Source organism: Rubellimicrobium rubrum, from assembly GCF_006152115.1.
GTDB classification, from domain to species: domain Bacteria; phylum Pseudomonadota; class Alphaproteobacteria; order Rhodobacterales; family Rhodobacteraceae; genus Rubellimicrobium; species Rubellimicrobium rubrum.
On the sequence record NZ_VDFU01000030.1, the window covers coordinates 1 to 23611 of the forward strand.

18 protein-coding genes are annotated in these 23611 nt (G+C 66.0%); 5 read left to right on the forward strand and 13 right to left on the reverse strand.

Annotated features, from left to right (window positions below; all coding sequences use genetic code 11):
* Window positions 1-757 precede the first annotated feature (757 nt).
* Window positions 758-1780, forward strand: a complete 1023-nt coding sequence (locus tag FHG66_RS17630; protein ID WP_176556326.1) for a glycosyltransferase family 2 protein — start codon at window positions 758-760, stop codon at window positions 1778-1780.
* Here the strand turns inward: FHG66_RS17630 and FHG66_RS17635 are convergent.
* Complete coding sequence (locus FHG66_RS17635; protein WP_139078368.1) at window positions 1777-3090, reverse strand: glycosyltransferase family 4 protein; 1314 nt, start codon at window positions 3088-3090, stop codon at window positions 1777-1779. The genes FHG66_RS17630 and FHG66_RS17635 overlap by 4 nt on opposite strands.
* Window positions 3091-3237: 147 nt before the next feature.
* Between FHG66_RS17635 and FHG66_RS17640 the strand changes: the two genes are divergently transcribed.
* From FHG66_RS17640 to FHG66_RS17650, 3 genes are read left to right on the forward strand one after another with little or no spacing between them, the layout of a single operon-like run.
* On the forward strand, window positions 3238-4491 hold the full coding sequence (locus FHG66_RS17640) for a glycosyltransferase family 2 protein (RefSeq protein WP_139078369.1): 1254 nt from the start codon (window positions 3238-3240) through the stop codon (window positions 4489-4491).
* Window positions 4488-5717, forward strand: coding sequence for a glycosyltransferase family 2 protein (locus FHG66_RS17645; RefSeq protein WP_139078370.1), 1230 nt, complete (start codon window positions 4488-4490; stop codon window positions 5715-5717). Before FHG66_RS17640 ends, FHG66_RS17645 begins: the two co-directional genes overlap by 4 nt.
* The gene (locus tag FHG66_RS17650) at window positions 5714-6469 is read left to right on the forward strand and encodes a class I SAM-dependent methyltransferase (RefSeq protein WP_139078371.1); all 756 of its coding nucleotides are present in this window, start codon (window positions 5714-5716) and stop codon (window positions 6467-6469) included. The genes FHG66_RS17645 and FHG66_RS17650 overlap by 4 nt, the downstream gene beginning before the upstream one ends.
* Window positions 6470-6484: 15 nt before the next feature.
* Here the strand turns inward: FHG66_RS17650 and FHG66_RS17655 are convergent, their stop codons facing one another.
* Window positions 6485-8308 carry an ABC transporter ATP-binding protein gene (locus tag FHG66_RS17655; protein WP_139078372.1) on the reverse strand — a complete coding sequence of 608 codons (1824 nt, stop codon included), beginning with the start codon at window positions 8306-8308 and terminating at the stop codon, window positions 6485-6487.
* 443 nt (window positions 8309-8751) lie between these two features.
* Here FHG66_RS17655 and FHG66_RS17660 point away from each other — a divergent pair, with 443 nt between their 5' ends.
* On the forward strand, window positions 8752-10095 hold the full coding sequence (locus tag FHG66_RS17660; protein ID WP_246082668.1) for an alpha/beta hydrolase family protein: 1344 nt from the start codon (window positions 8752-8754) through the stop codon (window positions 10093-10095).
* Between the two features lie 136 nt (window positions 10096-10231).
* On the opposite strand, the gene FHG66_RS17665 is transcribed toward FHG66_RS17660, so the two are convergent.
* The 11 genes from FHG66_RS17665 to FHG66_RS17715 all read right to left on the reverse strand — a co-directional run bounded on the left by FHG66_RS17665 (window position 10232) and on the right by FHG66_RS17715 (window position 23499).
* Entirely contained in the window at window positions 10232-11317 is a 1086-nt protein-coding gene (locus tag FHG66_RS17665; RefSeq protein ID WP_139078373.1) for an ABC transporter ATP-binding protein, read from the reverse strand.
* Window positions 11318-11321: 4 nt separating this feature from the next.
* Window positions 11322-12311 (reverse strand): glycoside hydrolase family protein, encoded by a 990-nt coding sequence (locus tag FHG66_RS17670; protein WP_139078374.1) that lies wholly within the window; start codon window positions 12309-12311, stop codon window positions 11322-11324.
* An 11-nt stretch (window positions 12312-12322) separates the two neighbouring features.
* A complete protein-coding gene (locus tag FHG66_RS17675; RefSeq protein ID WP_139078375.1) occupies window positions 12323-13201 on the reverse strand; it encodes a carbohydrate ABC transporter permease in 879 nt (292 codons plus the stop codon).
* Window positions 13201-14271, reverse strand: a complete 1071-nt coding sequence (locus tag FHG66_RS17680) for a carbohydrate ABC transporter permease (protein WP_139078376.1) — start codon at window positions 14269-14271, stop codon at window positions 13201-13203. Before FHG66_RS17680 ends, FHG66_RS17675 begins: the two co-directional genes overlap by 1 nt.
* A gap of 78 nt (window positions 14272-14349) precedes the next feature.
* Window positions 14350-15606 carry an extracellular solute-binding protein gene (locus FHG66_RS17685; protein ID WP_139078377.1) on the reverse strand — a complete coding sequence of 419 codons (1257 nt, stop codon included), beginning with the start codon at window positions 15604-15606 and terminating at the stop codon, window positions 14350-14352.
* A gap of 13 nt (window positions 15607-15619) precedes the next feature.
* Window positions 15620-16690 carry a LacI family DNA-binding transcriptional regulator gene (locus tag FHG66_RS17690; protein ID WP_139078378.1) on the reverse strand — a complete coding sequence of 357 codons (1071 nt, stop codon included), beginning with the start codon at window positions 16688-16690 and terminating at the stop codon, window positions 15620-15622.
* A 350-nt stretch (window positions 16691-17040) separates the two neighbouring features.
* On the reverse strand, window positions 17041-18549 hold the full coding sequence (locus FHG66_RS17695) for a tripartite tricarboxylate transporter permease (RefSeq protein ID WP_139078379.1): 1509 nt from the start codon (window positions 18547-18549) through the stop codon (window positions 17041-17043).
* Between the two features lie 8 nt (window positions 18550-18557).
* Window positions 18558-19022 carry a tripartite tricarboxylate transporter TctB family protein gene (locus FHG66_RS17700; RefSeq protein WP_139078380.1) on the reverse strand — a complete coding sequence of 155 codons (465 nt, stop codon included), beginning with the start codon at window positions 19020-19022 and terminating at the stop codon, window positions 18558-18560.
* Between the two features lie 83 nt (window positions 19023-19105).
* Window positions 19106-20083, reverse strand: a complete 978-nt coding sequence (locus tag FHG66_RS17705) for a tripartite tricarboxylate transporter substrate-binding protein (RefSeq protein ID WP_139078381.1) — start codon at window positions 20081-20083, stop codon at window positions 19106-19108.
* Between the two features lie 204 nt (window positions 20084-20287).
* On the reverse strand, window positions 20288-21643 hold the full coding sequence (locus FHG66_RS17710; protein ID WP_139078382.1) for a sigma-54-dependent transcriptional regulator: 1356 nt from the start codon (window positions 21641-21643) through the stop codon (window positions 20288-20290).
* Window positions 21640-23499 carry a sensor histidine kinase gene (locus tag FHG66_RS17715; RefSeq protein ID WP_176556327.1) on the reverse strand — a complete coding sequence of 620 codons (1860 nt, stop codon included), beginning with the start codon at window positions 23497-23499 and terminating at the stop codon, window positions 21640-21642. The genes FHG66_RS17710 and FHG66_RS17715 overlap by 4 nt, the downstream gene beginning before the upstream one ends.
* Window positions 23500-23611 lie beyond the last annotated feature (112 nt).

Here is a 23611-nt window from a genome sequence, read left to right on the forward strand (position 1 = left end):
CCCAGTCGTAGCGCCCAAGCCGGTCATGCACTAAGTCTGAACCCGGACCACCCGATTGGGGCAGGCCAGATTGTACGGCACAGGGCGGAGCACATCGCCGGAGTCGCGCGAGAATCCTGCTGAGGTAGCTGCTGTCTGGGTGTCGGTCCGGCCCCTATCGCGCCGGAGACAAAGACAACCAGCGCAACCTGCGCTCTGGAAACTTAACCTGCAGAGGATGTAAGTTCCAGTTCTTGTATACCTCCTGCCGTCACACGCCGTTCTCGGCTCAAGACGACAGTTGAAGGTGTGCTACAGCCGTGCTAACTCCCCTATTGGATAACCCGTAACAGTTTGATTTATAGGGGCCAATGAGCTGTCCACCAAGTCCATCATCGGTGCGACAGACAGGCGTGCGGCGGCCCTGAGGTCGATTTCCCTTGGCCCATCATAGTGTCCCGCTCTTGCGATCGGCCGATCATGTGCAGGTTTTTGGGTCGTTCGGGGCCAATCTTGAGGGGTGCGGCTAAGATCTAGAACTTTCGGAGCCCGATACATGCCCGGGCCGCTGCCCGTATCATGTCAGTGTCGAAGTTCAAATGCCGAAACCTTTACCAAAGGACGGCCTAGCAGGGCGATCGTCCACGTGGGACATGCTGATTCCGCGCTGAGCAGTGGCAATCCTGGCCTGCCTAAAAGACCAGTTGCACCAGAACGACCCAGCGCCCCAAGGTCAGATCGTGATTGCCGCTTGAATGATGTGTGAATGGTCGCCCCCATGAACGGGCATTCAGTGCCCGACCCTCTTCCGCTCGTCGCGGTTGTCATCCCTGCCTACAACGCCGCCAGCACGATCGATGCGACCCTGCGCAGCGCTCGGGGTCAGAACTATGCTCATCTTGAGATCATCGTCATTGATGACGGGTCCACGGACGAGACTGCCGAAATCGTTGATGGACACAGGCGCGAGGACCAGCGGGTCAGGTTGGTCCTGCAGGAGCAGCAGGGTGTCGCCGCGGCGCGAAACCGCGGTACGTCCGAGACCAGGGCCGACTTCATCGCGATGCTTGACGCAGATGACCTGTGGCACCCGGAGAAGATCAAGCGGCAAATGCGAGCCATTGCCGAGGCTGGCGAGGCGTGCGGGCTTGTGTACACCTTTTCGGCCACCATCGACGAGAATGATGAGGTGATCGACTGTGGCGACATGGCCGGCAGGCGCGCCTACCAAGGCTTTGTTCTCGGAGACCTTCTTCTGAACAACTTCATCGCCAACGGAAGCTCTCCGCTCCTACGCAAAAGCGCCATGACAGAGGTCGGCGGCTACGACCCCGACCTCCGGGCTCAGGGAGCCGAAGGTTGCGAGGATTTGAAGCTTTACTTGGCGATCGCGGAAGATCGCACATTCGCGGCCGTACCGTTGCCCCTGACCGGCTACCGTGTGACTAAAACGTCTATGTCGAGCAACGTCGCGCGGATGATCCGTTCCCACCGCATCGTGACGGAGCCTTACCGCGAGAGCTACCCCGACCAGGTCCGACTGGGGAGAGTTTACCTCGCGCTCTATTATGCCGGGCGGGAGTTCGCGGCGGGCAACTACTCGACATGGGTCTGGGCGCTGCGTGAGGCTGCCAGAACGGACTTCGGCGCGACCGTGAGAACCGTTGCTCGAACGCTCCTTCGGCATGTCGCGCCGCCCAAGAGGAACAGGGGTGCGAGGGCAGGCTTGGCGAAGCGGGTGTTGTTCCCGGCTGCTCGCGTTGCAGAGCCTCGGGCGGTGCAAGGACGACTGGCCGATTAAGGGGGCGCCTGGCCGAGCTGCCCCACCGGGCCAGCGCCCATCAACGTCGCGAGGCGCAGCCCCACGACATCAAGCGAGGCAAAGGCCGCGACGCGTGGCCTCGCCTGGGCGGACAAGCGCGCGCGGAGGTCCGAATCGGCGATCAGGCGCCAAAGCCCTTGGCTTAGCCCCCCTGCGTCCCCCTTTGCGACCACCAGACCACCTAGTGCTTCCTGACGCCCAAGGATATCGACCACGCCCGGCGCGTCCGCCGCGACCACCGGAAGACCGCAGGCCATGGCCTCCAAGGGCGCGACGGGCGAGCCCTCGTGGCGGGACGGCAGGACGTAAAGATCAGCCGCCGAGAGTTCCCGCCGCATCTCGGCACGATCGGTCACGTAGCGCCTGACCCAGCGCAGGCCCGGAACCGGTTCGCTCTCGAGGAGCGACGCGAGCCGCGCATCATCCTGCCCCGAGCCGATCAGGTGTAAGCGCAGATCGCGGGGTCCAGCCCGCGCAACGACGTCGCGCCAAGCGGCGATGAGCAGGTCCAAGCCCTTGCGGTGGAGATCGATTCGTCCGTGGCAGATCACGACGGTGGCGTCGGCTGGCAGGCCGAGGGCCCGCCGGCTAGCCTCCCGGGACTCAGGGAACCAGAGGTCGAGGTCGAGGGGGTTCGGTATGGCATGGACCTGGCCGGCCTCGAGTTCGTAGTCCCGGTGCAGCCGCGCGGCTTCCGGCGCCGAGGCGACGATCAACCCGGCGGCGGAGCGCAGGGTGCGCCGTCTCACGGCCCGCTCGATCCGAGAGCCAGGTGGCGGCGCGCCCTGGAAGCTCGCGAAGACCGGCATCCCGAGCCGGCGCCCGATGCGGACGAGCCTGTCGAAGCGGGGGTTCTCGTACTCCTGCGCCAGAATCGCCATGCAGCCCGCCGCTTGAAGGACGCTCGATACGCCAGGCCCGGGCGTCGCCGCGTAGCGGACCAAATCCTGCACGGACCGGCCGCCCCTGAAGCGTGGCCGCCCGGGGTCGTCCGTGTCCCCCGGCCAGCGACGCAGTGCCCTGTACATCGAGGGAGCCGGCAGCAGGATCGTCTCGGTGCCGGTGTGCGGGTTCGTGCGACGCTCGATCCTGTCGATCCGCCGCGACAAGGCCACGATGACAGTGTCGACGCCTTGGCGACGCAGCGCCTCGGCGTAGCCGAACAGCCAACCGCCGGACATCGTCTCGGCGAAATGGACGTGGTCGATGCCGATCGGGGCGAGAAAGTCCTCCAGGACGCCGCCCCAGGGGAACATCGCGATCCGGTTCCGACGCGCGGCTTGTATCACTGCACCTCCGAGCCACAAATACCGGCCCAGATGGCCAATGTCGTCAACGAGGCCGCCAATGCGGAAGCCAGCCTTGACATGGCCTTCCGTATCATGCCGATGCCCGGTGGGGCGAAGCCATCATGTCAGCACCTGGGGTGAAAAGGAATGGCGTTCGGCCTGCGAAACCTGGAGATCGACGACTTGCCAGACCGGCTGCCCTTCGCTGGGGCGGACGGGATGGGTCTTGTCCTGCGAGACCGAGGCCGCCTGGTAGGCTTCGAGCTGGTCGACCGGCCACGGGGGGCCGAGTGGCTCGATCCTTCGGCTTATATTGGAGACGAGGTCCGCGAAGCCGCGGCGGTCGAACGGCGGCGAGCGGCGGCCCCCCTGCCGCCTGGGCCGGCCCCCTCGATCAGCATCGCCATCTGTTCCAAGGACCGGTACGACTGGGTGGACCGGCTCCTGCGCTCGCTAGAGCCATTCTGCGCGATGGAGCCGGGCGCCCCCGAGGTGCTTGTGATCGATAATGCCTCGACGGATCCGAGGCTGCGCGACGTGTGCATGACGCGCGCGTGGGTGCGCTACGTGCAAGAGCCGCTGGTTGGCCTCGACTTCGCCCGCAACCGCGCGCTCCGCGAGGCGACAGGGGAAGTTGTCGCGTTCCTGGACGACGACGTGGTGATCGATCGCGATTGGCTCTGGGCGCTTCGTCGTGCCTGGGCGGAGAACCCCGACGCGGGCTGCGTGACGGGCTTGGTTCTGCCCATGGTCCTGGATACGGAGGCACAGATCCTCTTTGAGCGGCGCGGCGGCTTTCGACGGGGTTTTCGGCCGATCCGTTACGGGCCCGACCGCTTTGGCGACGTGCACTACCCCTTCGGAGCCGGCCGTTTTGGAGCGGGGGCCAACATGAGTCTTCGCCGCGGCCTGGTCCTGGGCCTGGGCGGCTTTGACGAGGCGCTCGACACGGGACGGCCACTGCCGGGTGGCGGCGACCTCGACATCTTTTTCCGGGTGCTCAGGTCAGGGGCCATGCTGGTCTACGATCCGCAGGTGGCCGTGCATCACGAACATCGCCGTGAGCTGGCGGTACTCAAGCGCCAGTACTACACCTGGGGCCTCGGCCACGCCGCCTTTATCGCGAAGTCGATGAACGTCGACCCGACGACGCGGCGCCGCTTCCATGGCCTGCTGTTGTGGTGGTTCAATTATCAACTCCGCCGCATGCGCGGCCGGCTCCGGCGCAAGGATCCCACGCCCATGCCGATGATCTTGGCCGAGGTCTGGGGAGGTCTCGTTGGCCTCTGCGGAGAGTACGGCCGTTCAAGGCTCCGCATCGCTGCGATCAAAGCGGCTGCAGCGAAGGGTTCGGGGAACCTGCGCCCGGGCAGCGATGGTGCCTCAGGTGCGGCTCCATGACGCTCGGGGCAGCTCAGCTTGCGCCTTGCGGAATCCGGCACCTGCTGCTGGACGCTTCGCACCCGACCCTGGAAGCGACGGGGCCGGAGAACGGGCTTTACCTGATCGTCTGGGCGGATGGTCGCCCGGTCGGCCACCGCGTCCTTGTACGCTCCGAACTGCCAGTGCCCGCCCCGGCGCTTGCCGTGATGATCGCGGATATCGCGGGCGCGCATTTGGCCACGCCCGCCCCCCAGGCAAGCCGCCGGGGCAGTCAAGGCCTTTCCGTCTCAGTGGTGGTCTGCACCCGTGAGCGGCCAGAGGATTTGCGCCGCTGCCTCGCCTCCCTTGCCCTTTGCGAGCCACAGCCTGCAGAGATAATCGTAGTCGACAATGCGCCCTCGACGGACTCTACCGCGGCGGTCGTCCGCGAGTTCCCCGGCGTCCGCTATCTGCTCGAGCCCGAGCCCGGCCTGAGCTACGCCCGCAACGCGGGAGCCCGCGTCGCGTCGGGCGACGTGGTCGCCTACACCGATGACGATGTGGAGGTGCGGCCGGACTGGGTCGGATCTCTTGTCCTTCCCTTCGCCGACCCTTCCGTGGCCTGCGTGACCGGCATCGTAGTACCCGCAGACCTCAGCAGCGAGGCGGCTTGCCTCTTCGAGTTCGGGATCGGCGCCTTCGGGCGCGAACTCGCCGTCCGCCGCTTCGGGACGAGCTTCCTGCGTCGGAGGTGGTGGCAGTCGCCGGACGTTTGGCAGATCGGCGCCGGCGCGAACATGGCGATCCGCCGGTCCGCGTTCGCTCTGGTTGGCCTCTTCGATACCCGACTCGGGGCGGGCGCCTCTGGCTGCAGCGAGGACAGCGAGCTCTGGTTCCGCCTTCTCCGCGCAGGCCTCGTGTGCCACTATGATCCCGGCACCGTGGTTTTTCACCACCACAGGAACGACCACGGCTCTCTTTATCGCCAGATAAGGGACTACACGCGCGGCCACGTTGTCGCTCTCTTTGTGCAGTTCGGGCAGGACCGGCAGCTTTGTCATCTTGTGCGCGCCTTTGCGATCATGCCTTGGTACTACTTGAAAGGCGGGCTGAGGGCTTTCCGACACGGCGACCGTGACACGTTCACCGTCATGGTTCAGCAGCTTAAGGGATGCTTGGCCGGGCCCATCTACGCCCTTCGGCTTCTGCGCCCCTACAGCAAGCCCCATCTCGTGTTGGGCAATGACATCGGGAAGGTCCCATGACAGCAACCGTCGCATACAAGCTCCCACTCGGGCAGTTCCTCGCCAGGAACCCGTTTCCCGAGCCGCTGACCGATGGATTGTTCTACCGCGACAAGATGCGTGCGTTGCACCGGATCGCGCCGGACGTGCCAGTGGTCGACCTCCTCGAGGTCGGGGGCGGCCAAAGCGGCGTGTCGGCTATGCTCTACCCCCAGGCCAAGGTGGTCAACATCGACATGGACGCCTCGTTGGCAGAGGCTCCCTGCAACAAGGACCCGCGCGTCACCTTCGTGCATGGGGACGCGACGGCCCTTCCGTTCCCGGACGCGTCCTTCGACCTCCTGACCATGTTCGACCTCCTTGAGCACGTCCCCGATGACGCGGCCGTGGCGCGCGAGGCGTTGAGGGTGGTCCGCCCGGGCGGCTGGATTCTGGTGAGCACCCCCGACCGGGAGCGCTGGCGCTATCCCTACTACCGGATCTTCCGCCCGATCTGCCCTCCGGAGGAGGATCTGTTTGCGGAGTGGGGGCATGTCCGCCGTGGCTACACGCAGACCGAACTCGATGCTCTCTTCGGGCAGCCTGCGGACAAGACCTGCGCCTTCATCAACCCGCTGCTGGCCTTGAGCCACGACGTCAGCTTCAGCCGCCTATCCCGCCGCCGGCGTCGGCTGCTCCATGCGCTCCTCGCGCCAGCATCGGTGGTCGGCTGGTTCACGCATCGGATGAGCACGCCCGGCACCGAAATCGCTGCGGCTTGGCGGCGCCCCTGAGCAGGACCGACTCGGTCAGCTGGGATCCGGCGTCTCAGCCTCGTCGAGGTAAAGGTGCGCGTAGACGCCGCCGCGCGCAGCAAGCGCGGCAGGGCTTCCTTCTTCCACCACGCGCCCCCCATCCAGGACGACCACGTTGTCGGCGACCTCGATGGACTCGCGCCGATGCGCGATGACAACAACGACACGCGCTTTAGGTCCGCTAGTCATGGCATCCCGGAGCGCCCGCTCGGTCGGCCGGTCGAGCGCGTTGGTGGCCTCGTCCAGAATCAGGACGTCGGGCTTGCGCACGATCGCGCGCGCCAGCGCGATCCGCTGCCTTTGACCTTGCGAGAGCCGGACGCCGCTATCGCCGATCATGGTGTCATAGCCCTGCGGCAAAGCGTCGATGAAGCTGTCAGCCTGGGCAATGCGCGCGGCCTCGCGGATCTCGTCAAAGCTCACGTCGATGTCGCCATAGCCAATGTTGTCCCGGATGGTCGCGTTGAACAGGAAGGCGTTCTGCTCGACAAAAGCGATGCGCCGATTCCAACCTATGGGATCGAGGCTTGAGAGCGGCTGGCCATCCACGAGGATGCGCCCCTCCGAGGGTTCGATGAAGCGAAGAAGCAGCGCCGCCAGCGTCGACTTGCCGGCCCCGGAATAGCCTGCAACAGCGGTCACCTCACCCGCGCGGAAGCGGCACGAGATGTCGTGGAGGGCCGGCTGCTCGGTGTTGGGATATCGGGCCGAAACCCCTTCCAGCGTGAGCTCGCCACGCACCCCGGGGAAGGTGCGCCACTGCCCGTGCCGCTTCGCGCCACTTGCCCCAAAGGCCTTTTCCACCGATGAAACCGAGCCCTCCAGGCCTTTCAAGCTTGTCCACGCGTTGAGCAGCCCCATGACGCGCGGCTGCATGCGGAACGCAATGGCGAAGAAGCCAACCAGCGTGGCCAGCGAGTCGCCCCGGAGCATAGCCAGTCCCAGGATCGTGGCCACCATGGCTATGGTGACGACCTGGGTGATCGGCCCGACGATCGCGGACAGGTTTCGGAGCCGGGTAAAGACGTGGCGAACGTCTTGCGAGCGTTGGCCGAACTGCTCGCGCTCGTGGTCCTCCTGCCCGAAACCCCGGATGACCCGAAGTCCTCCGAACGCGTCCCAGATATAGGCCATCAGGCGTTCGTTGGCAGCGACGGCCTTGATGCCCAGCTCCCGCACGGCTTGAGCCGTCGCATAGAGCACGAGCCCCATGGCCCCGGTCATCCCAAGGAGGACAAATGTGTAGAAGGGCGCAAGCAAGAGCAGGAGAACCAGAAAGACCGAGAAAGCGATGAACTGAACCGTACCCCCGATGACGATGAAGAGGGCGTCGCACACCTTCCATGTCTCGGACGCGAGGTTGTTGATGAAACTGCCGGACGGCAAAGCCTCGATCTGGGAGAGCGGGCGGTCGAGCGCCGTCTCGAAGACGCGCCTGCGCAGGCTGTCGGCAAAGCGCATCGCCAGAGCGTTCGAGAGCACTTGGTTCACGTAGCTCACGATGATCCCGACCAGGGAAAAGCCGACCACCAGCAATACGACCAGCGTTCCACTTAGCTCCATGAAGGATCCGAGTGACTTTAGCAGGGGTCCGATCACGGGGATCGTAAAGTCAATGCCTTCGCCCATCGCGATCCGGGCCAGGGGGATCATGAAAGACAGTCCGACGGCCTCGAAGATTGCGGAGGCGAGCCCTAGCAGGCCCACGCTCAGGATCACGGGCCGCTCCTCGCGTGCCAAGCCCATAACTCGCGCGGCGATGCCGAACACGTTGGCCTGCGGGCTCGCGTCTTTACGCGACAAAGTCTCATTAGTCATGCGACGCGATGCTGTTCCTGCTCGGGGTCGGCCATGATCGGACGACGCTCAGGACCGTTATACCAGCGCCATGGCGGGTTGAAGCGCCATGCGATCCCGGCGCCGTCACCGTCACGGATGGTAGCCCGAGATGGTCGTTGTGCCTTGAAACGGTGTCCAGTGCCCTGCTCCAATCGGGTGATCCGATTGAAATCTTGGTCAATGCCTACCGAAGAGATCATCCACGCGGAACATCCTGATTCCCCAGTGGCCAGCAGCTAACCCACTGTCCAGACACTCTGACGCATCAGATGTCGTCCTATTTGGGTCTCTAACCTGCATTAGGTATTTTCAGCCATCGCACTCTCGACACCACCCGAGCTCGGTCTGTCCTTGTTTGGGCTTGCCCTGTTGCGGCCTTGCTGCATCTCACTCCGTGCCGCGCAGGTCAGGGGAGAGGGCCTATGAAGCGTCTTGCGATCATCGCCGCCGCGATGTTGTTCCCTGGGCCACTCGTCGCGCAGACTACAGAGACCGTCTCCGACAGCCTCGGCCAGGAAGACCTCGGGACCCTCAACCGGATCGACCTCATCCGGCCCGATGCTCCGGAACTTGCCAAGTACGGTTCCCATCCGGTCGGCGTCCGGACGTTCAGCTTTACCGATCAGGGCCGGATCGACATCGTCAACACGACCGAGGAAGGCGAACCCCCGACCTACGACCGCGACCTCACCGTCGAGGTCTGGTATCCGGCGGCTCCGGGCACCGAGCCTGGCGGCACCTATCGGGCGTTGCTTCGGGACGGGACGACCGAGGTGACACTCAGCGGCCAGGCCGCGCGGGATGCCGCGCCAGCTGCGGGCGAGTTCCCCCTCGTCATCATCTCGCACGGATATCCAGGCAACCGGTTCCTCATGAGCCACCTGGGGGAGAACCTGGCCCCGAAGGGCTATGTCGTGGCTTCGATTGACCACCCCGACTCCACCTACGACGATCAGACCGCCTTCCCCTCGACCCTGGTGAACCGGCCTGTGGATCAGCGCTTGGTACTGGATGCGATGGCTGCCCTCGAGGGGGACTTGGGCCCGCTCGTCGATGACAGCCGGACCGGCGTGATCGGCTATTCCATGGGTGGCTACGGCGCGCTCATCTTCGCCGGTGGGGGCGTCACCCAAGGCGCGGTCACGCGCACCGACCCAGAGGGCCTTCGGGTGCCGCAGGACCTTCTTGCGCGCAACCAGGCTGGAACCGAAACGCACGAGGCCCTGGTCGATCCGCGCGTGCAGGCTGTGGTGGCGATCGGACCCTGGGGACGCAACCGGGACTTCTGGGATGCCGAGGGGCTCGCCGGGATCGAGAAGCCCCTGCTCCTCATTGCTGGCAGTGCGGACGACGTGTCGGAGTACGACTCGATCCGTCGGATCTTTGATGAGACGACCGGCACGGACCGCCATCTGCTCACCTTCGAACATGCGAACCACAACGCCGCCGCCCCGATCCCCGCGCCCGCCGAGGCTTGGCGCACTCCGCTTGGCCAGGAGGGTGCCGTGTTCGATCACTACGCCGACGCGGTCTGGGACACGGTGCGGATGAACAACATTGCCCAGCACTTTGCCACTGCGTTCCTCGACCTGCATCTCAAGGGCGACACGGCCAGGTCCGGGTATCTCAGTCTGGTAGAGGTTGCTGAGGAGGGCGTGTGGTCTACGGCTGACGACGGTACGCCGAACGCCGACCACAGCTACTGGCGCGGCTTTCCCGAGCGTACCGCTATCGGGCTCAGGCTCGAGACGCGCACCGCTGAGTAAGGCGGTTGGTGACTTCCAGCCTCCTGCCTCCATCGTCCGAAGAAGGCCGGTTCTCCGTCCCACAGTTTGCGACGCCTTGGTCGTTTGACCCTTGTCCTGAGCCAGGGAAATCCAGTGCCGACGGCGTCGCCACTCCCTATACTGGAAACAAGTGGGCTTCCTCGGGCTTGAAGGCCAGCGTGACCTCTGCTCCGATGGGATAGACCTCGTCGCGCGCCAGGGCGGCTATGACCCGGCTGCGATCCGACAGCGTCGTTTCGACCACCGTTTCCGCGCCCAATCGCTCGGTCAGGGCCACCGTGCCATGCAGACGTCCCGCGTTGGGGGGCGTGGCCGAGCCGTCGCCAATCACCGGAGTGAGGTACTGAGGACGCACCCCAAGCCGCGCTCGGCCGCCAGGCGTGTAGGTCCCGACCTTGGGCATGACCTCCACCGGTTCGAGCGCGGAGTTGGCCACCAGAACCCGGCTGCCCTGCACGCCCCGGATCTCCACGTCGAGGAAGTTCATCGACGGCGACCCAAGGAAGCCCGCGACGAAGAGGTTCGCGGGATTATGGTAGAGTTCCATGGGCGAGCCAACCTGCATGACCTCCCCCCCCTTGAGCACCACGATCTTGTCGGCCAGCGTCATCGCCTCGACCTGATCATGGGTGACATAGATCATGGTGGCCTTAAGTTGCTGGTGGAGCTTGCCGATCTCGAGCCGCATATCCATGCGCAAGGCCGCGTCGAGGTTCGAGAGCGGCTCGTCGAAGAGGAACACCTCGGGCTTGCGGACGATCGCCCGCCCGATCGCCACCCGCTGCCGCTGTCCGCCCGAAAGCTGGGCGGGCGTACGATCGAGGAGGTGCTCCATTTGCAGGATGCGCGCGGCCTCGGCGACCTTGGTCTCCTTCTCGGCCTTGGAGGCGCCCGCGATGGTCAGGCCGAAGGCCACGTTCTCGCGCACGGTCATGTGCGGAAAGATGGCGTAGCTTTGGAACACCATGGCGATCCGCCGCTCCTTGGGAGGCAGGTCGTTGACCACCCGCCCGCCGATGCGGAGCTCTCCGCTGGAGATGTCCTCGAGCCCGGCGATCATTCGCAGCAGCGTGGACTTGCCGCACCCCGAGGGCCCGACAAAGACGCAGAACTCGCCGTCTGCGATGTCGATGTCCACGCCCTTGATGACCTCGGACGAGCCGAAGCTCTTGCGGACCTGACGCAGGCTGATCTCGGCCATGGATTTACTCCCTCGCAGGTGAACTGGGAACAACGCGGAGCAAGCCGTCGGGCCCAAGCTCCACGGGATCAGGGTCGGTGATGAATCCACCGAAGTCGGCCTTGCCCCGGTCTGCGAACCCCAGGATCCTGAGCCCTTCCGGTGTTTCCACCACCCGCGCGGCGTAACGCTGGCATGGCTCGTCCATATCAAGGAGCGGTAGGGGAGCGACCTGCCAGGGACCGCGCGGACCAGTCCCGATCAGGTAATGGCTGCCGGTCGCAGGGGTACCCAGCAGCTCGCAAGCCGCCTCGCCCCAGTGCTGGGACGACGTGCAGAAGAGACAGAACCAGCGCCCGTCCCGTTCGAAGACCTGAGGCACCTCGAGCTGGCCAAAGGCGCCAGTGAACACCGGCGGCTGGAGCGTCCAGTTCGCGAGATCCGGAGACGTGGCAAAGCCGATCGCTCCGCCTCCGTTGGCCTCCGCGATGCCCGGCGCACGGGCAGTGAAGTACATGAGCCACCCCTGCCCCTCCGGGTCGCGCATCACCCAGGGATCGCGCATGGCGCGGTCGTGCCAAAAGCCGGCCATGTGCTCCTTTTCGTAGTGGTCCGCAGCCGGTCCCGTGAGGTCGAGCGCGAGACCGTCGCCCACCCGGCTCCAGTTGTGCAGATCCACCGAGGTGGCATGGCCGACGCGCTGGTACAGGCCCGCTTCGGCCTTGGACGTGCCAGTATAGAACAAGTGCCAGAAACCGTCGTCGCCCCGCACCACCGATCCCGTCCAGGTGGTGTAGTCGTCCCAGGCCGGTCCCGTGGCAGGCTGGAACGTCGTCCCGAGATGCCGCCAATCGACGAGGTCGGTCGAGGTCGCGTGACCCTGCGTCACGTTGAAGTGGCGCAGGTCGGGGTCGCCCAAGGACCGGTCGGCCTGGAGGAAGTAGCCGTGCCAGCGCTCGCCGTCGTGGACGTACCACGAATCCCAGAGCCACTTGCCGTCGATTGCGATCACCATGGAAGTCTCCGTCAGCCCTTCACGCCGGTCGATGCGATCGACGCAATGAAGGAACGTTGCATATAGAGGTAGAAGGCCAGCACCGGCACGGTGATCATGGACAGGTAGGCCATGATCTCGCCCCAGGCGCGGTTCAGCTGGAAGAAGTACTGAAGGCCGACCATCACCGGGCGGCGGCCCTCCTCCTGCACCACCATGAGGGGCCACAGGTACTGGTTGTACATGACCAGAAACTTGAGGATCGCCGCTGTGGCGAGCACCGGCCCTGCCAGCGGCATCACGACCTTGCGGTAGATCTGCCAGTTGGACGCACCCTCGACCCGCGCCGCCTCCGCGAGGTCGCCGGGCAGGTCCTTGAAGTACTGCACGAACAAGAAGATCGTCAGCCCGTCAGCGATGAAGGGCACGATCTGGACCCGGTAGGTGTTAAGCCAGCCCAAGCTGAAGCCGTCGAGACCGATCCAAGGAAGCTTGGAGACGACGAGCAGCAGCGGGATCGCGATCGTCTCGAAGGGCACGATCAGTGTAGCTAGAATGACGCCCAGCACCAGATCCCGGCCGCTCCAGCGCAGGAACACGAAGGCGAAGGCCGCCATCGAGCAGACAAAGAGCGAGAGCGCCACCGTCACCCCGGTCACCAGCACCGAGTTCAGGATAAAGGTGCCCACAGGCGCGCGGTCAAACGCGGCGTAGTAGTTCTGCAGGCTGAGGTCGCCCACGGGCAAAAAGGCCCGCAGCGACGCCGTATCCCGCAGGAGTTGGTCATCAGGCTTGAGGCTCGACACCAGCATGAAGACCAGCGGGAAGGCAAAGATGACCGCGATGAGCGTCAGCACCACGTATCGGGTGGCCAGCTGAAGTCCCCGGTTGGATGGATCGATGACGGACATCAGCGGCGCTCCCTCGTGAGCCAGCGTTGCAGGAGGCTGATCGACAGCACGAGCACGAACAGGAACACGGAGATCGTCGAGCCGCTGGAGATGTCCTGCCTGCCGTAGCCCCGCTCGACCGCCTGGAAGACGATGGTCTGCGTGCTGTCGAGCGGGCCGCCGTTGGTCATGACGTCGATCTGGGCAAAGAGCGCAAAGGCCTGCATCGTGATGACGATCAGGATCAGCACCGCTGTGTTCCTGAGACCCGGCCAGGTGATGTAGCGGAACGTCTGCCAGCGCGAGGCGCCCTCGATCGCCCCGGCCTCATACAGCGTGGGCGAGATCGTCTGGAGGCCCGAAAGCCAGATCACCATGTGGAAGCCCACCGCCTGCCAGACCGACATGGCGATGACCGAACCCAGCGCGGTCCTCGGGTTGCCGAGCCAGTCGGGACCGTCGAAGGCCCCGAAGGTGAGACTGGCCAGCAGATTGTTGAGCAGCCCCTCCTCTGCGTAGATGAACCGCCACAGCAGCGAGACCACGACGATCGAGACCACAACCGGCATGAAGTAGATCGCCCGGAACAGGTTGATGCCTCGGAGCCGCTGGTTGATGAGAAGTGCCAGAACCAAGGCAAGCCCCGCCTGCACCGGCGCCACCACGGCCACGAAGATCAGCGTGTTGACGATGGCCCGCATGAACACGACATCGCTGGCCAGCACGTAGGTTCGCCCTTCCCCACGGTCGAAGAAGAACCACTCGCTCATCCCGGCAAGGTGGGGGTAGTCCGGGTTATTCCGGGTGAAGCTGCGCAGGCGCGGGTATTCCGGTGCGCCGTTCTCGTCGGTCACCACGTTGCCCGCATCGTCGCGCTCGGGCTCAAGGTGCAGCACGCCCACTCCCAGGAGCGCCCGGTAGTTGGACAGGCCCACCCATTCGGTGGGGTTGGGCGAGACGAGCCGCTGGTTGGTGAAGCTGAGCGCGAAGGCCAGCACGAAGGGCAGGATCACGAAAAGAACGATGAGGCCGAACCCCGGCAGGGCCATGAGCCAGCCCGCTCGGTTCGAGGTGGACAAGCGAGAGGCCATGGACCGCTCCGATCACGAACAAGGGTCAGGTCGGGCCCTGGGCCGGACCGGAACGGATCCGGCCCAGGGATCGGATGGTCACTGCTGGCCGTAGCCCTGGTTGCTCTGGACGTCGGCCTCGATCTCGTCGACGGCGGTGTCGAGCGAGTCCGCCACGTCCGCGCCGTTCGCGATATCGGTCAGCGCCTTGGCGAACACCTTGGCCGCAACGGGATAGCCGGGGAACACCGGCCGCAGACGCGCCTGATCTTCGGACAGGTCATAGAACACCGCCATGGGCCCGCCCTCGGCGTAGTTCTCGGTCATGGCGGCCGCCGTTGGCGTCGGCGGGATGAGCCCGATGCCGTTCGAAAAGTCGCGGAGGTACTCGTCCTTCAGCGCGAACTCGATGAAGGCTGCGCCCCCCTCGGGATGTTCGGTCGTCCCGGACACCGCGAACTGCCAGGAGGCCGCTCCGATGAAGTTGCCGTTGCCGAAATCAGGCGCGGGCAGAAACACCACGTCGTCGAAGGCTTCGAGGAACGGCAGCGCGAGCCAGTTGCCGTTCCAGGTAAAGGCGTACTGGCCCTCCTGGAAGCCCGACGCGTGGTCGGCCGGGTCTTGGGACGGTCCGGGCGCGTAGCCTTCGGTGAACATGCCCTGCCACCACTCGCCGAAGGCCAGCGCGGCCTCGCCGTTCAGGACGCCCTCGGCAGTCTGGTAGCCGCTCTCCGCGTCGATCAGATCGCCGCCAAAGGACCACAGGAAAGGCAGGAACGCATAGGGGTACCATTCGCTCTGGTCGGACATCCCGAGGTCGATGGCGTACTCGTAATCCCCCGAAGCCTTGGCGGCTTCCATGGCTCCCATGAATTCCTCCTGCGTCCAGGGCTCCTCGAGCGTGGGCGTGCGGAGCCCCAGGGCGTCGAGCGTGGACTGCCGCGTGATGAGCGCGACTGCAGCGTCCCACAGACCGACCGAGTAGAGCTGGTCGTTCCAGACTCCCTTGGTGCCGGGCAGGAACGCCTCGATCCGAGTGGGTTCGATGGGTAGCGGCTGAAGGTAGCCTGCCCAGGCCCAGTTGGGCATGATCGGGCCATCGACGTCGAGGATGTCGGGAAGATCACCGGCCAGGGCCGCCGCGACGACCGCGTCATTGTACGCGTTCTGCGGGAAGCTCTCGATGGAAACCACCCAGTCGGACTGGCTGGCGTTGAAGTCGGCGATGATGCGGTTGACGATCTCGCTTTCGACCTGGTTGCCGGCACCATGGTACCACATGGTGAGCTCGGTCTGGGCCATGGCGCCCGTGGCCCAGAGCATGGCCAGCGCCGAGGCTGCGGTGAGACGTGTCATAGGTCTTCCTCCCTTAAAGGCTGATCGATTGAAGAGTGGCCGCGCGTCGTTCCACGACCGAGTCCCGCCAGAGAACCGGCCCCGTCACCAGGGTCGGGGCAGGCTCCTCGCGGCCTTGGCCGGCGATGAGAGACATGAGCCGGTCTGCGGCCTTCATCCCCATGGCGGCATAGGGCAGCTCGACCGTGGTCAGCGGCGGATAGAGGGTCTCGGCGATGATCCGATGGTTGTCGTAGCCGGCCACCGACATGTCGTCGGGCACGCGAACCCCGCGCGACCGAAGGATGCCGTAGACGCGCATCGCCATCGCGTCGTTGCCGCAGCAGAGCACCGTCGGCGGCTCGGGAAGGCGCAGCAGGTCATCGATGGCGTCCCAGAGGAGCTGCATCTCCCCCTCCTCATCCGACTGGTAGCCGATACGCACGATCGCGGGATCGAAGGGCAGCCCGGCCTCTGCCAACGCATCCTGGTAGCCTGCGGTGCGAAGCGGCGTGGCCTCCATGTCAGCACGAAGGGTGAGGTATGCGATGCGACGGTGCCCGGCGGCCACAAGCCGCCGGACCAGCGCGTGCTGTCCCTGCCGGTCGTCGGGCAGCACGGCCGGACTTTGCGCGTCGTCGAAACAGTTTACGAGCACCAAGGGCGTCGCATCCGGAACCTGCGGCAACCGGATTTGCTGATGATACTCCGCGACATAGATCAGCCCTTCGGCCCGATGCTCCAGAAAGGTCCGAACCAGATGCGGAACGCGGTCGGCCCGCCCGCCCGTGTCGGCGATCATGAGAGTCATGTCCCGGCTCGCCATGACGCGCTGGATGCCTTGGACGATGAGAAGGTCAGGCAGGCCAAAGGGTCTGGCAGACTCCTGCGCGCCGGTGATCGCGCCGGTGATCAGGCCGACCAAGCCGGAGCGGTTGGATCGCATCGTCCGCGCGGCGTTCGATGGCACATAGCCCAGCTTGGCCATGGCGTCCTGTACGGCCTCTCGGGTCCGGGCCCCGACCGGACCATCCCCGTTCAGCACGCGGCTCACCGTCTTGGCCGAGACGTCGGCCAGTCGGGCGACGTCGTAGATGGTTGCCATGGAGCCTCCTCCCAGAGACGCCGGTCGCCGTCCCATTCAGGATGACACCGATGACATGACACCGATGACATGACCAGCCGCTGAAAGCAAGTGTTCCCAGTTCGGCATAGACGGACGGCTTGGACCGGCATGCTGGCTTGGAGGCTGGTTGCCCGGATAGGCCCTAGGGGAGGGGTCTGGATTACGTCCCTGGCAGGCAGACCACAGGGGTAAGTTAGAGCAGGATGGTTGCAGCCACTGCACCGACCGTATCCCGCACCTTCGTGCGGATCGGTGCTTACGACCTCACGGGCGGGTCGGGGCCATCCTGAGTGGCCCCGACCCGCCCTGGCCTGCGGTGATGCGTCGGGTCAGTCTCCTTCGACAAAGACCTCCTCGCGCTTCCGCCGCACGCGGGGCATCAGCATGATCACCACGACCGCAAGGGTCAGGACCAGAAGCCCCGCCGAGATCGGGCGCGTCAGGAACACCATGGGATCGCCGCGTCCGAGGATCATCGCGCGCCTCAGGTTCTCTTCGAGGAGTGGGCCCAGGACGAAGCCCAGCAGCAGCGGCGCCGGCTCGCAGCGGAGCTTGAGAAAGACATAGCCCAGCAGTCCAAACCCTGCGACCGCGAAGAGGTCGAAGGCGTTTCCCTTGACCGAGTAGACCCCGATGGAGCTGAACGCGATGATGATCGGGAACAGCACATGGTACGGCACCTTGAGGAGCTTCACCCAGATCCCGATCAGGGGCAGGTTCAGCACGATCAGCATGAGGTTGCCGATCCACATGGAGGCTATGATGCCCCAGAACAGCGCGGGCTGTTCGGTGGCGACGTTCGGGCCGGGCACGATCCCCTGGATGATCATGGCCCCCACCATCAGCGCCATGACCGGGTTGGCCGGGATGCCCAGCGTCAGAAGTGGGATGAACGACGTCTGGGCACCGGCGTTGTTGGCGGACTCGGGGCCCGCGACGCCGGCGATGGCTCCTTGGCCGAACTCCTCGGGCCGCTTCGACAAACGCTTCTCGATGGTGTAGGAGCCGAAGGCCGCAAGGACCGCGCCGCCGCCCGGCAGTATGCCCAAGGCCGAGCCCAGCGCCGTTCCCCGCAGCATGGGCCCGACCATGGCCTTCAGATCCTCGCGCGAGGGGAACAGGCCCCCCAGCTTCTGGCCCAGAACCTCGCGGTCGCCCTGCCCGCCTTCGAGGTTGCGCAGGATCTCGGCGATGCCGAAGACGCCCACGGCGAGCGCGACGAAGCTCAACCCATCGGCCAACTCGGGCAGTCCCAGGGTGAAGCGGGGTGCGCCTGTGTAGATGTCTGTGCCCACCAGTCCCAGCAGCAGGCCCAGCACGACCATGGCCAGCGCCTTGAGGAAGGAGCCATGCGCCAGCGCCACGGCGCAGACGAGCCCCAAGACCATGAGGGAAAAGTACTCGGCCGCCCCGAACTGCAACGCCACGGCTGTCAGCGGCGGGGCGAAGATCGCCACGAGCAGAGTGGCCACCGTGCCGGCGAAGAACGATCCCAGCGCAGCCACGGCCAGCGCGGTGCCGGCCTTGCCCCGTCGCGCCATCTGGTAGCCGTCGATGGCGGTCACCGCCGACGAGCTTTCGCCCGGCATGTTGATGAGGATGGCAGTGGTCGAGCCGCCATACTGGGCCCCGTAGTAGATCCCGGCCAGCATGATGAGGGACGACACCGGCTCGAGCTGGAAGGTGATGGGCAGGAGCATGGCGATGGTGGCCGTGGCCCCGATGCCGGGCAGGACGCCGATCAGCGTGCCCAGAATGACTCCGATCAGGCAGAATCCCAGGTTGAGCGGCGTGGCGGCCGTCGCAAAGCCAAGCGCCAGGTTCGAGAACAGGTCCATCGTGGCCCTCAGAAGGAAAGCCAGGGGCCGAAGCGCCGGAACGGCAGGCCCAAGGCATAGGAAAACACCAGCGTGGAAAAGAGCGTGATCGCGACGGCAAGCCCAAGGACCTGCCAGGATTTCAGGCGGGGGGACGCCAAACTTGCCAGCAGGGTCGCGAGAAAGATGGCCGGTACGAAGCCCAGGCCCCGGACCGTCAGGCCGAACAGGATGGGCGCGGACAACAGGAAGGCCATGCCGCGCCATGCCAGCGGGCCGATCCCCTCGACGCCTCGGGACCGCAGGCCCGCCACGACGATGAGCACACCCAAAAGCGTCAGGACTGCGGCGAGAACCAGTGGGGCGTATCCCGGCCCCATGCGGAGCGCTGTGCCTCGTTCGAGCCCTAGCGTCGAGACGCCGAAGGCGAGACCGAGGACGGTGAAGACGACCCCCGCGGCAAGGTCGGTCGGATCAAAGGAACGGTCGCGCATCGAACGGCCCCGTCTATCATGAATTGAAGTCAGCAACGGCTGGCCCGGCTTCCGCGAGGGGAGCCGGGCCGCTGCGGTTGGGCTCAGTCGGCGTAGACGCCCGCTTCCTCGATGATCGGCCGCCAGCGCTCGATCTCGGCGCTGAGCTTCGCGCTGAGCGCCTCCGGGGTGCCGTCCTCGACCGGCGAGGGCGCTGTGCCCAGTTCGGCCAGGCGCGTGGACAGTTCAGGATCGGCCAGAACGGTCTGGAGCGAGGTGGACAGGCGGTCGACAGCCTCTTGAGGGGTGCCTGCCGGCGCGTAGATGCCATGCCAGACCGAGACCTCGATCCCCGGCAAGCCTGCCTCGGCCGCGGTGGGCAGGTCGGGGAAGAGATCGAGCCTTTCCGGCGTCGTCACGGCATAGGCCTTGATGGTGCCGCCTTGGATCTGCTCGGTGGTGTTGGTGGTCTGGTCGCACATGATGTCGATCTGTCCACCCACCAACTCCGTCATGGCCGGGCCTGTGCCGCGGTACGGCACCGTCACGATCGGCGCCTCGAGCGCTTGCATGAGGAGCATGCCGCACAGGTGCGAAGCCGCGCCGATGCCTGCGTTCGCCATGGTGATCGTGTCGGCGTTCTCTTTCACGTAGGTCACGAACGACGCCATGTCGGCGGGTTCGAAGTCCGCGCGGGCTACGACGGTCATGGGCACCTCGGTCACGAGGCCCACCGGCGCGAAGGCTTCGAGCGCGTTGTAGGGGAGTTCCCGATAAAGGGACTCGGAGGTGGCCATACCGATATGATGAAGAAGGATGGTGTAGCCATCGGCCTCGGCTTCCGCGACCTGCGCCGCCCCCAAGGTGCCGCCGGCGCCGCCGACGTTTTCGACGATGATCTGCTGGCCCAGATCCGCGGACATCTTTTCGGCCACGAGGCGCGCGACGGTGTCGGTGGGGCCGCCTGCTGCGAAGGGCACGACCATGGTGACCTGGCGGTCGGGATAGCCTTGCGCGACGGCGGCGCTGGCAAGCAGGATGGCGGCAGCCGTCAGGCTCCCGATGCGGGATAGCGATGCCATGGGGTCTCTCCTCCCTGGAGTGTGGATGACCCGCGCTCGACCCTCCTCAAGGCGAGCGCGGTTGCGGGGATGGGGCCTGAAAAACGCTCGCTCGGCAAAGGCTCTGTACGGCATCGGACGGAAAAGTCCGGCCGTTCGCGTCGTCATGGGTGGAAACGGTGACAAGCAGGCCAGGCCGTGGGTGGGAACCCACCCATGGGCGGCTCAGCCTTCGAAGGGCTCCGGGTCGGACAGCAGGTGCCGATCGAGCCCGTGCTTCTGCATCTTTTCGTAGAGGGTCTTCCGGCTGACGCCCAGGCTCTCGTAGACGGGCTTGAGCCGGCCCCCGTTCGCCGCGATCGCCGCCGCGATGACGCTCCGTTCGAAGGTGGCCACGCGATCTGCCAGCCGCCCGGGTGCGGCTCCACCATCGCCTGTCCCCATCCAGTCTAGGCCAAGCGCCCAGCGCTCCGCGGCGTTCCGCAGTTCGCGCACGTTGCCGGGCCATGGCTGCGCGGTGAGGTCGGCGAGCAGTTCAGGGGGAGGCGCCCGGTCGGGACGGCCGTGCCGGGCCGCCGCCTCACGCACGAGTTGCAGGAACAGGAGCGGAATGTCCTCGCGCCGCTCGGACAAGGGTGGGATCATCAGGTGCGCCACCGCGAGCCGCCAGTACAGGTCCTCCCGGAACTGCCCCCTGGCCACGAGGTCCGCGAGATCGACCTTCGATGTCGCTATGAACCGCACGTCCAGCGGCGTCACCTCGTTCGAGCCCAAACGCGTCACGACGCGGTCCTGAAGCACGCGAAGCAGGCGAGGCTGCAGGTCCAGCGGCATGGACCCGATCTCGTCCAAAAGGACCGTGCCGCCGCGAGCATGCTCGAACCGGCCGAAGCGAGGCCGCAGGGCACCTGGAAAGGCCCCTGCCTCATGTCCGAAGAGCTCGCTTTCCACCATCTGCGCTGGCAGGGCGGCGCAGTTGACCGCGACAAAGGGTCGGCTGGCCCGAGGCGACAGATCGTGGAGCGCGCGGGCTACGACCTCCTTGCCGGACCCCGTGGGTCCGATGATCAGTGCATCCGCCTCGCTGGGCCCGAGCGCGCGCAACTGGCGGCGCAGCTCGATGACCACGCTGCTACGGCCGGGAAGCCGCACCTCCACGTCGTCCTGCTGCCCCGCCACCGCGCGCAGCCGCCGGTTCTCCATCACCAGGGCGCGGTGCTCCATGGCCCGCCTCAGCGTGACCACGAGATCCTGCATGGCGAAGGGTTTCTCGATGAAGTCGTAGGCCCCGCGCCGCATGGCGTCGACGGCCAGCTGCACCTCGGCATGCCCCGTCACGAGGATCACCGGCAGCTCGGGGTCGATCTCGCGAAGCCGGGCCAGGAGTGTCATCCCGTCCATGCCGGGCATTCGGATGTCGGTCATGACCACGCCGTTCAGACCGGGGCGGGCATGGGCCAGCACATCTTCAGCTGCGGCAAAGGTCCGGCAGGACAACCCGGCCAAGTCCAGCGCCTGCGCTGTCGAGAGCCGAATGCTTTCATCATCGTCGACGAACAGCACCAGGGGAGCAGCGCTCATTCGGCCGCCATCCCGGCCGGAACGGCGGCCGGATAAAGACTGAGCGTGAACGCCGCCCCGCCGAGGGATCCGGCAGCCACCGAAAGATCGCCTCCGAAGTCCTTCGCAATATTGTATGATATCGACAAGCCCAATCCCAGGCCGGCTCCGACGCCCTTGGTCGTGAAGAACGGATCGAAGATTTGCTCCGCCAGCGCCGGCTGCACACCGGGGCCGCTGTCGCTGACCGTCAGGCAGAGGCGCGCGCCCTCCTCAAAGGCTGAGATACGGACCCGGCGGTCGGCTTGCCCTTCGACCGCGTCCGCGGCGTTGGCCAGAAGATTGACGATCACCTGCTGGAGCCGGACCGGTCCTGCCCGGGCAGGGGAAACGCCGGCCAGAAGATCGACCGTGACCTCGACCCCCGCCGCCGTCAGACGGGGCCCGACGATGACCAGCGCCTCGGCCACCGCATCGTTCAGGTCCACAGCGCGAAGCGGGCTCTGTGGCTTGCGGGCCACCTCGCGCAGGTGCCGGGCGATCGCGGCCATCCGGTCTACGAGCGACAGGATCTGCACGACGTTCCCCTTGGCGCGCTCGGGCTCGCCACGCTCGATCAAGATGGCTGCGCTGTCGGCGTAGTTGCGCACGGCTGCAAGGGGCTGGTTGATCTCGTGACTGAGGGCAGCCGAGATCCGGCCCAGGGCGGCAAGCTTCCCGGCCTGCACCAGATCGGCCTGCGTGCGCCGCAGTTCGGCTTCCGCGAGGCGGCGTTCGGCGACTTCGGCAGCGATCAGGCGGTTGGCCTGCTCCAACTCGGCCGTACGCTCCTCGACGCGCCGTTCCAATTCGATCTTGGCAGCTTCCCGTAGAGCAAGCCGCTCGCCCTCGCGCTGGCGGCGCTGTGAGAGGATCAGCGCTCCAAGGCCCAGCGCGCCGAGCAGGGCGATAAGAAGACCCGTCGCCATCCGGGCCTGAGCACGCAGTGGTGCAGTGTCGAGGAGCACGTGCAGCGTCCATTCGGCGGCTGGCATGGAACGCCGCACCTCCACATGCTCGCTTCCCCGGTCATTTTCGTCCCGAATCGTCAGGATGCCGACGCCGCCCACCGTCGAGCGTCCTGCCTCGATCTCGTGGGGCCGCACCTCGGCATAGCGGCGCGATGCCTGGCTCCGAGCTGTCTGCTGGGGTGTCAGCGGCTCGAAGGCTGAATAGAGCCAGTCCCGCTCGCTGGACAGGAAGACAATGCCCTCCGGATCGATCACGAGCACCTCTTCGACGCCCTTGGCCCATTCGGCTTCGAGCTCGTCGAGGCCGACCTTGACGGCCAGGACCCCGGCGATCCGCCCTGCATGGTCGCGGATCGGGCCGGCGAAGTAGTAGCCCCGCACACCGGAGGTGGTGCCGATGCCGAAGAACCGCCCCGTCCGACCCTGCATAGCCTCCACGAAGTAGGGTCGGTAGGCGAAGTTCCGGCCCACGAAGCTGTCAGGCTTGTCGAAGTTGCTGGCGGCCAGCGTGGTGCCGTCAGGCGCGATCACATAGATCTCGGACGACCCCAGGATGGCGTTCCTGTCCGCGAGCCAACGGTTCGCCATCTGCGTCCTTTGCTCGATGTCGCCGCCTTCGCTGTAAGAGACCAGTTGGCGGAGCCGGTCGTCATCGCCCAACAGGCGCGGGACGATCTCGTAGCGGCGCAGCCACCCACCCAGCGCGCTTGCGGTGAGTTCGAGCGTTGCCTCGGCGCGCACGCGGCCTTCGCCCAGATAGTAGCGGAGCGTGACATGACCAACGGCCACGGCAACCGATACCAGCAACGCCACGGCGGCCACGGCGGCTGCAGCGCGCCGGGCACGGCCAGATGCAGTTCTTTGCAAGATCCGGTGTCTCCTCCACCGTCCCGTAAAATAGGCCGCACGGAGCCGCCCGCCAGCGCGCTTTCGATCCAGTCTTCGCGCAGCAGGCCGTAGGTTACCACAACGATCAGAC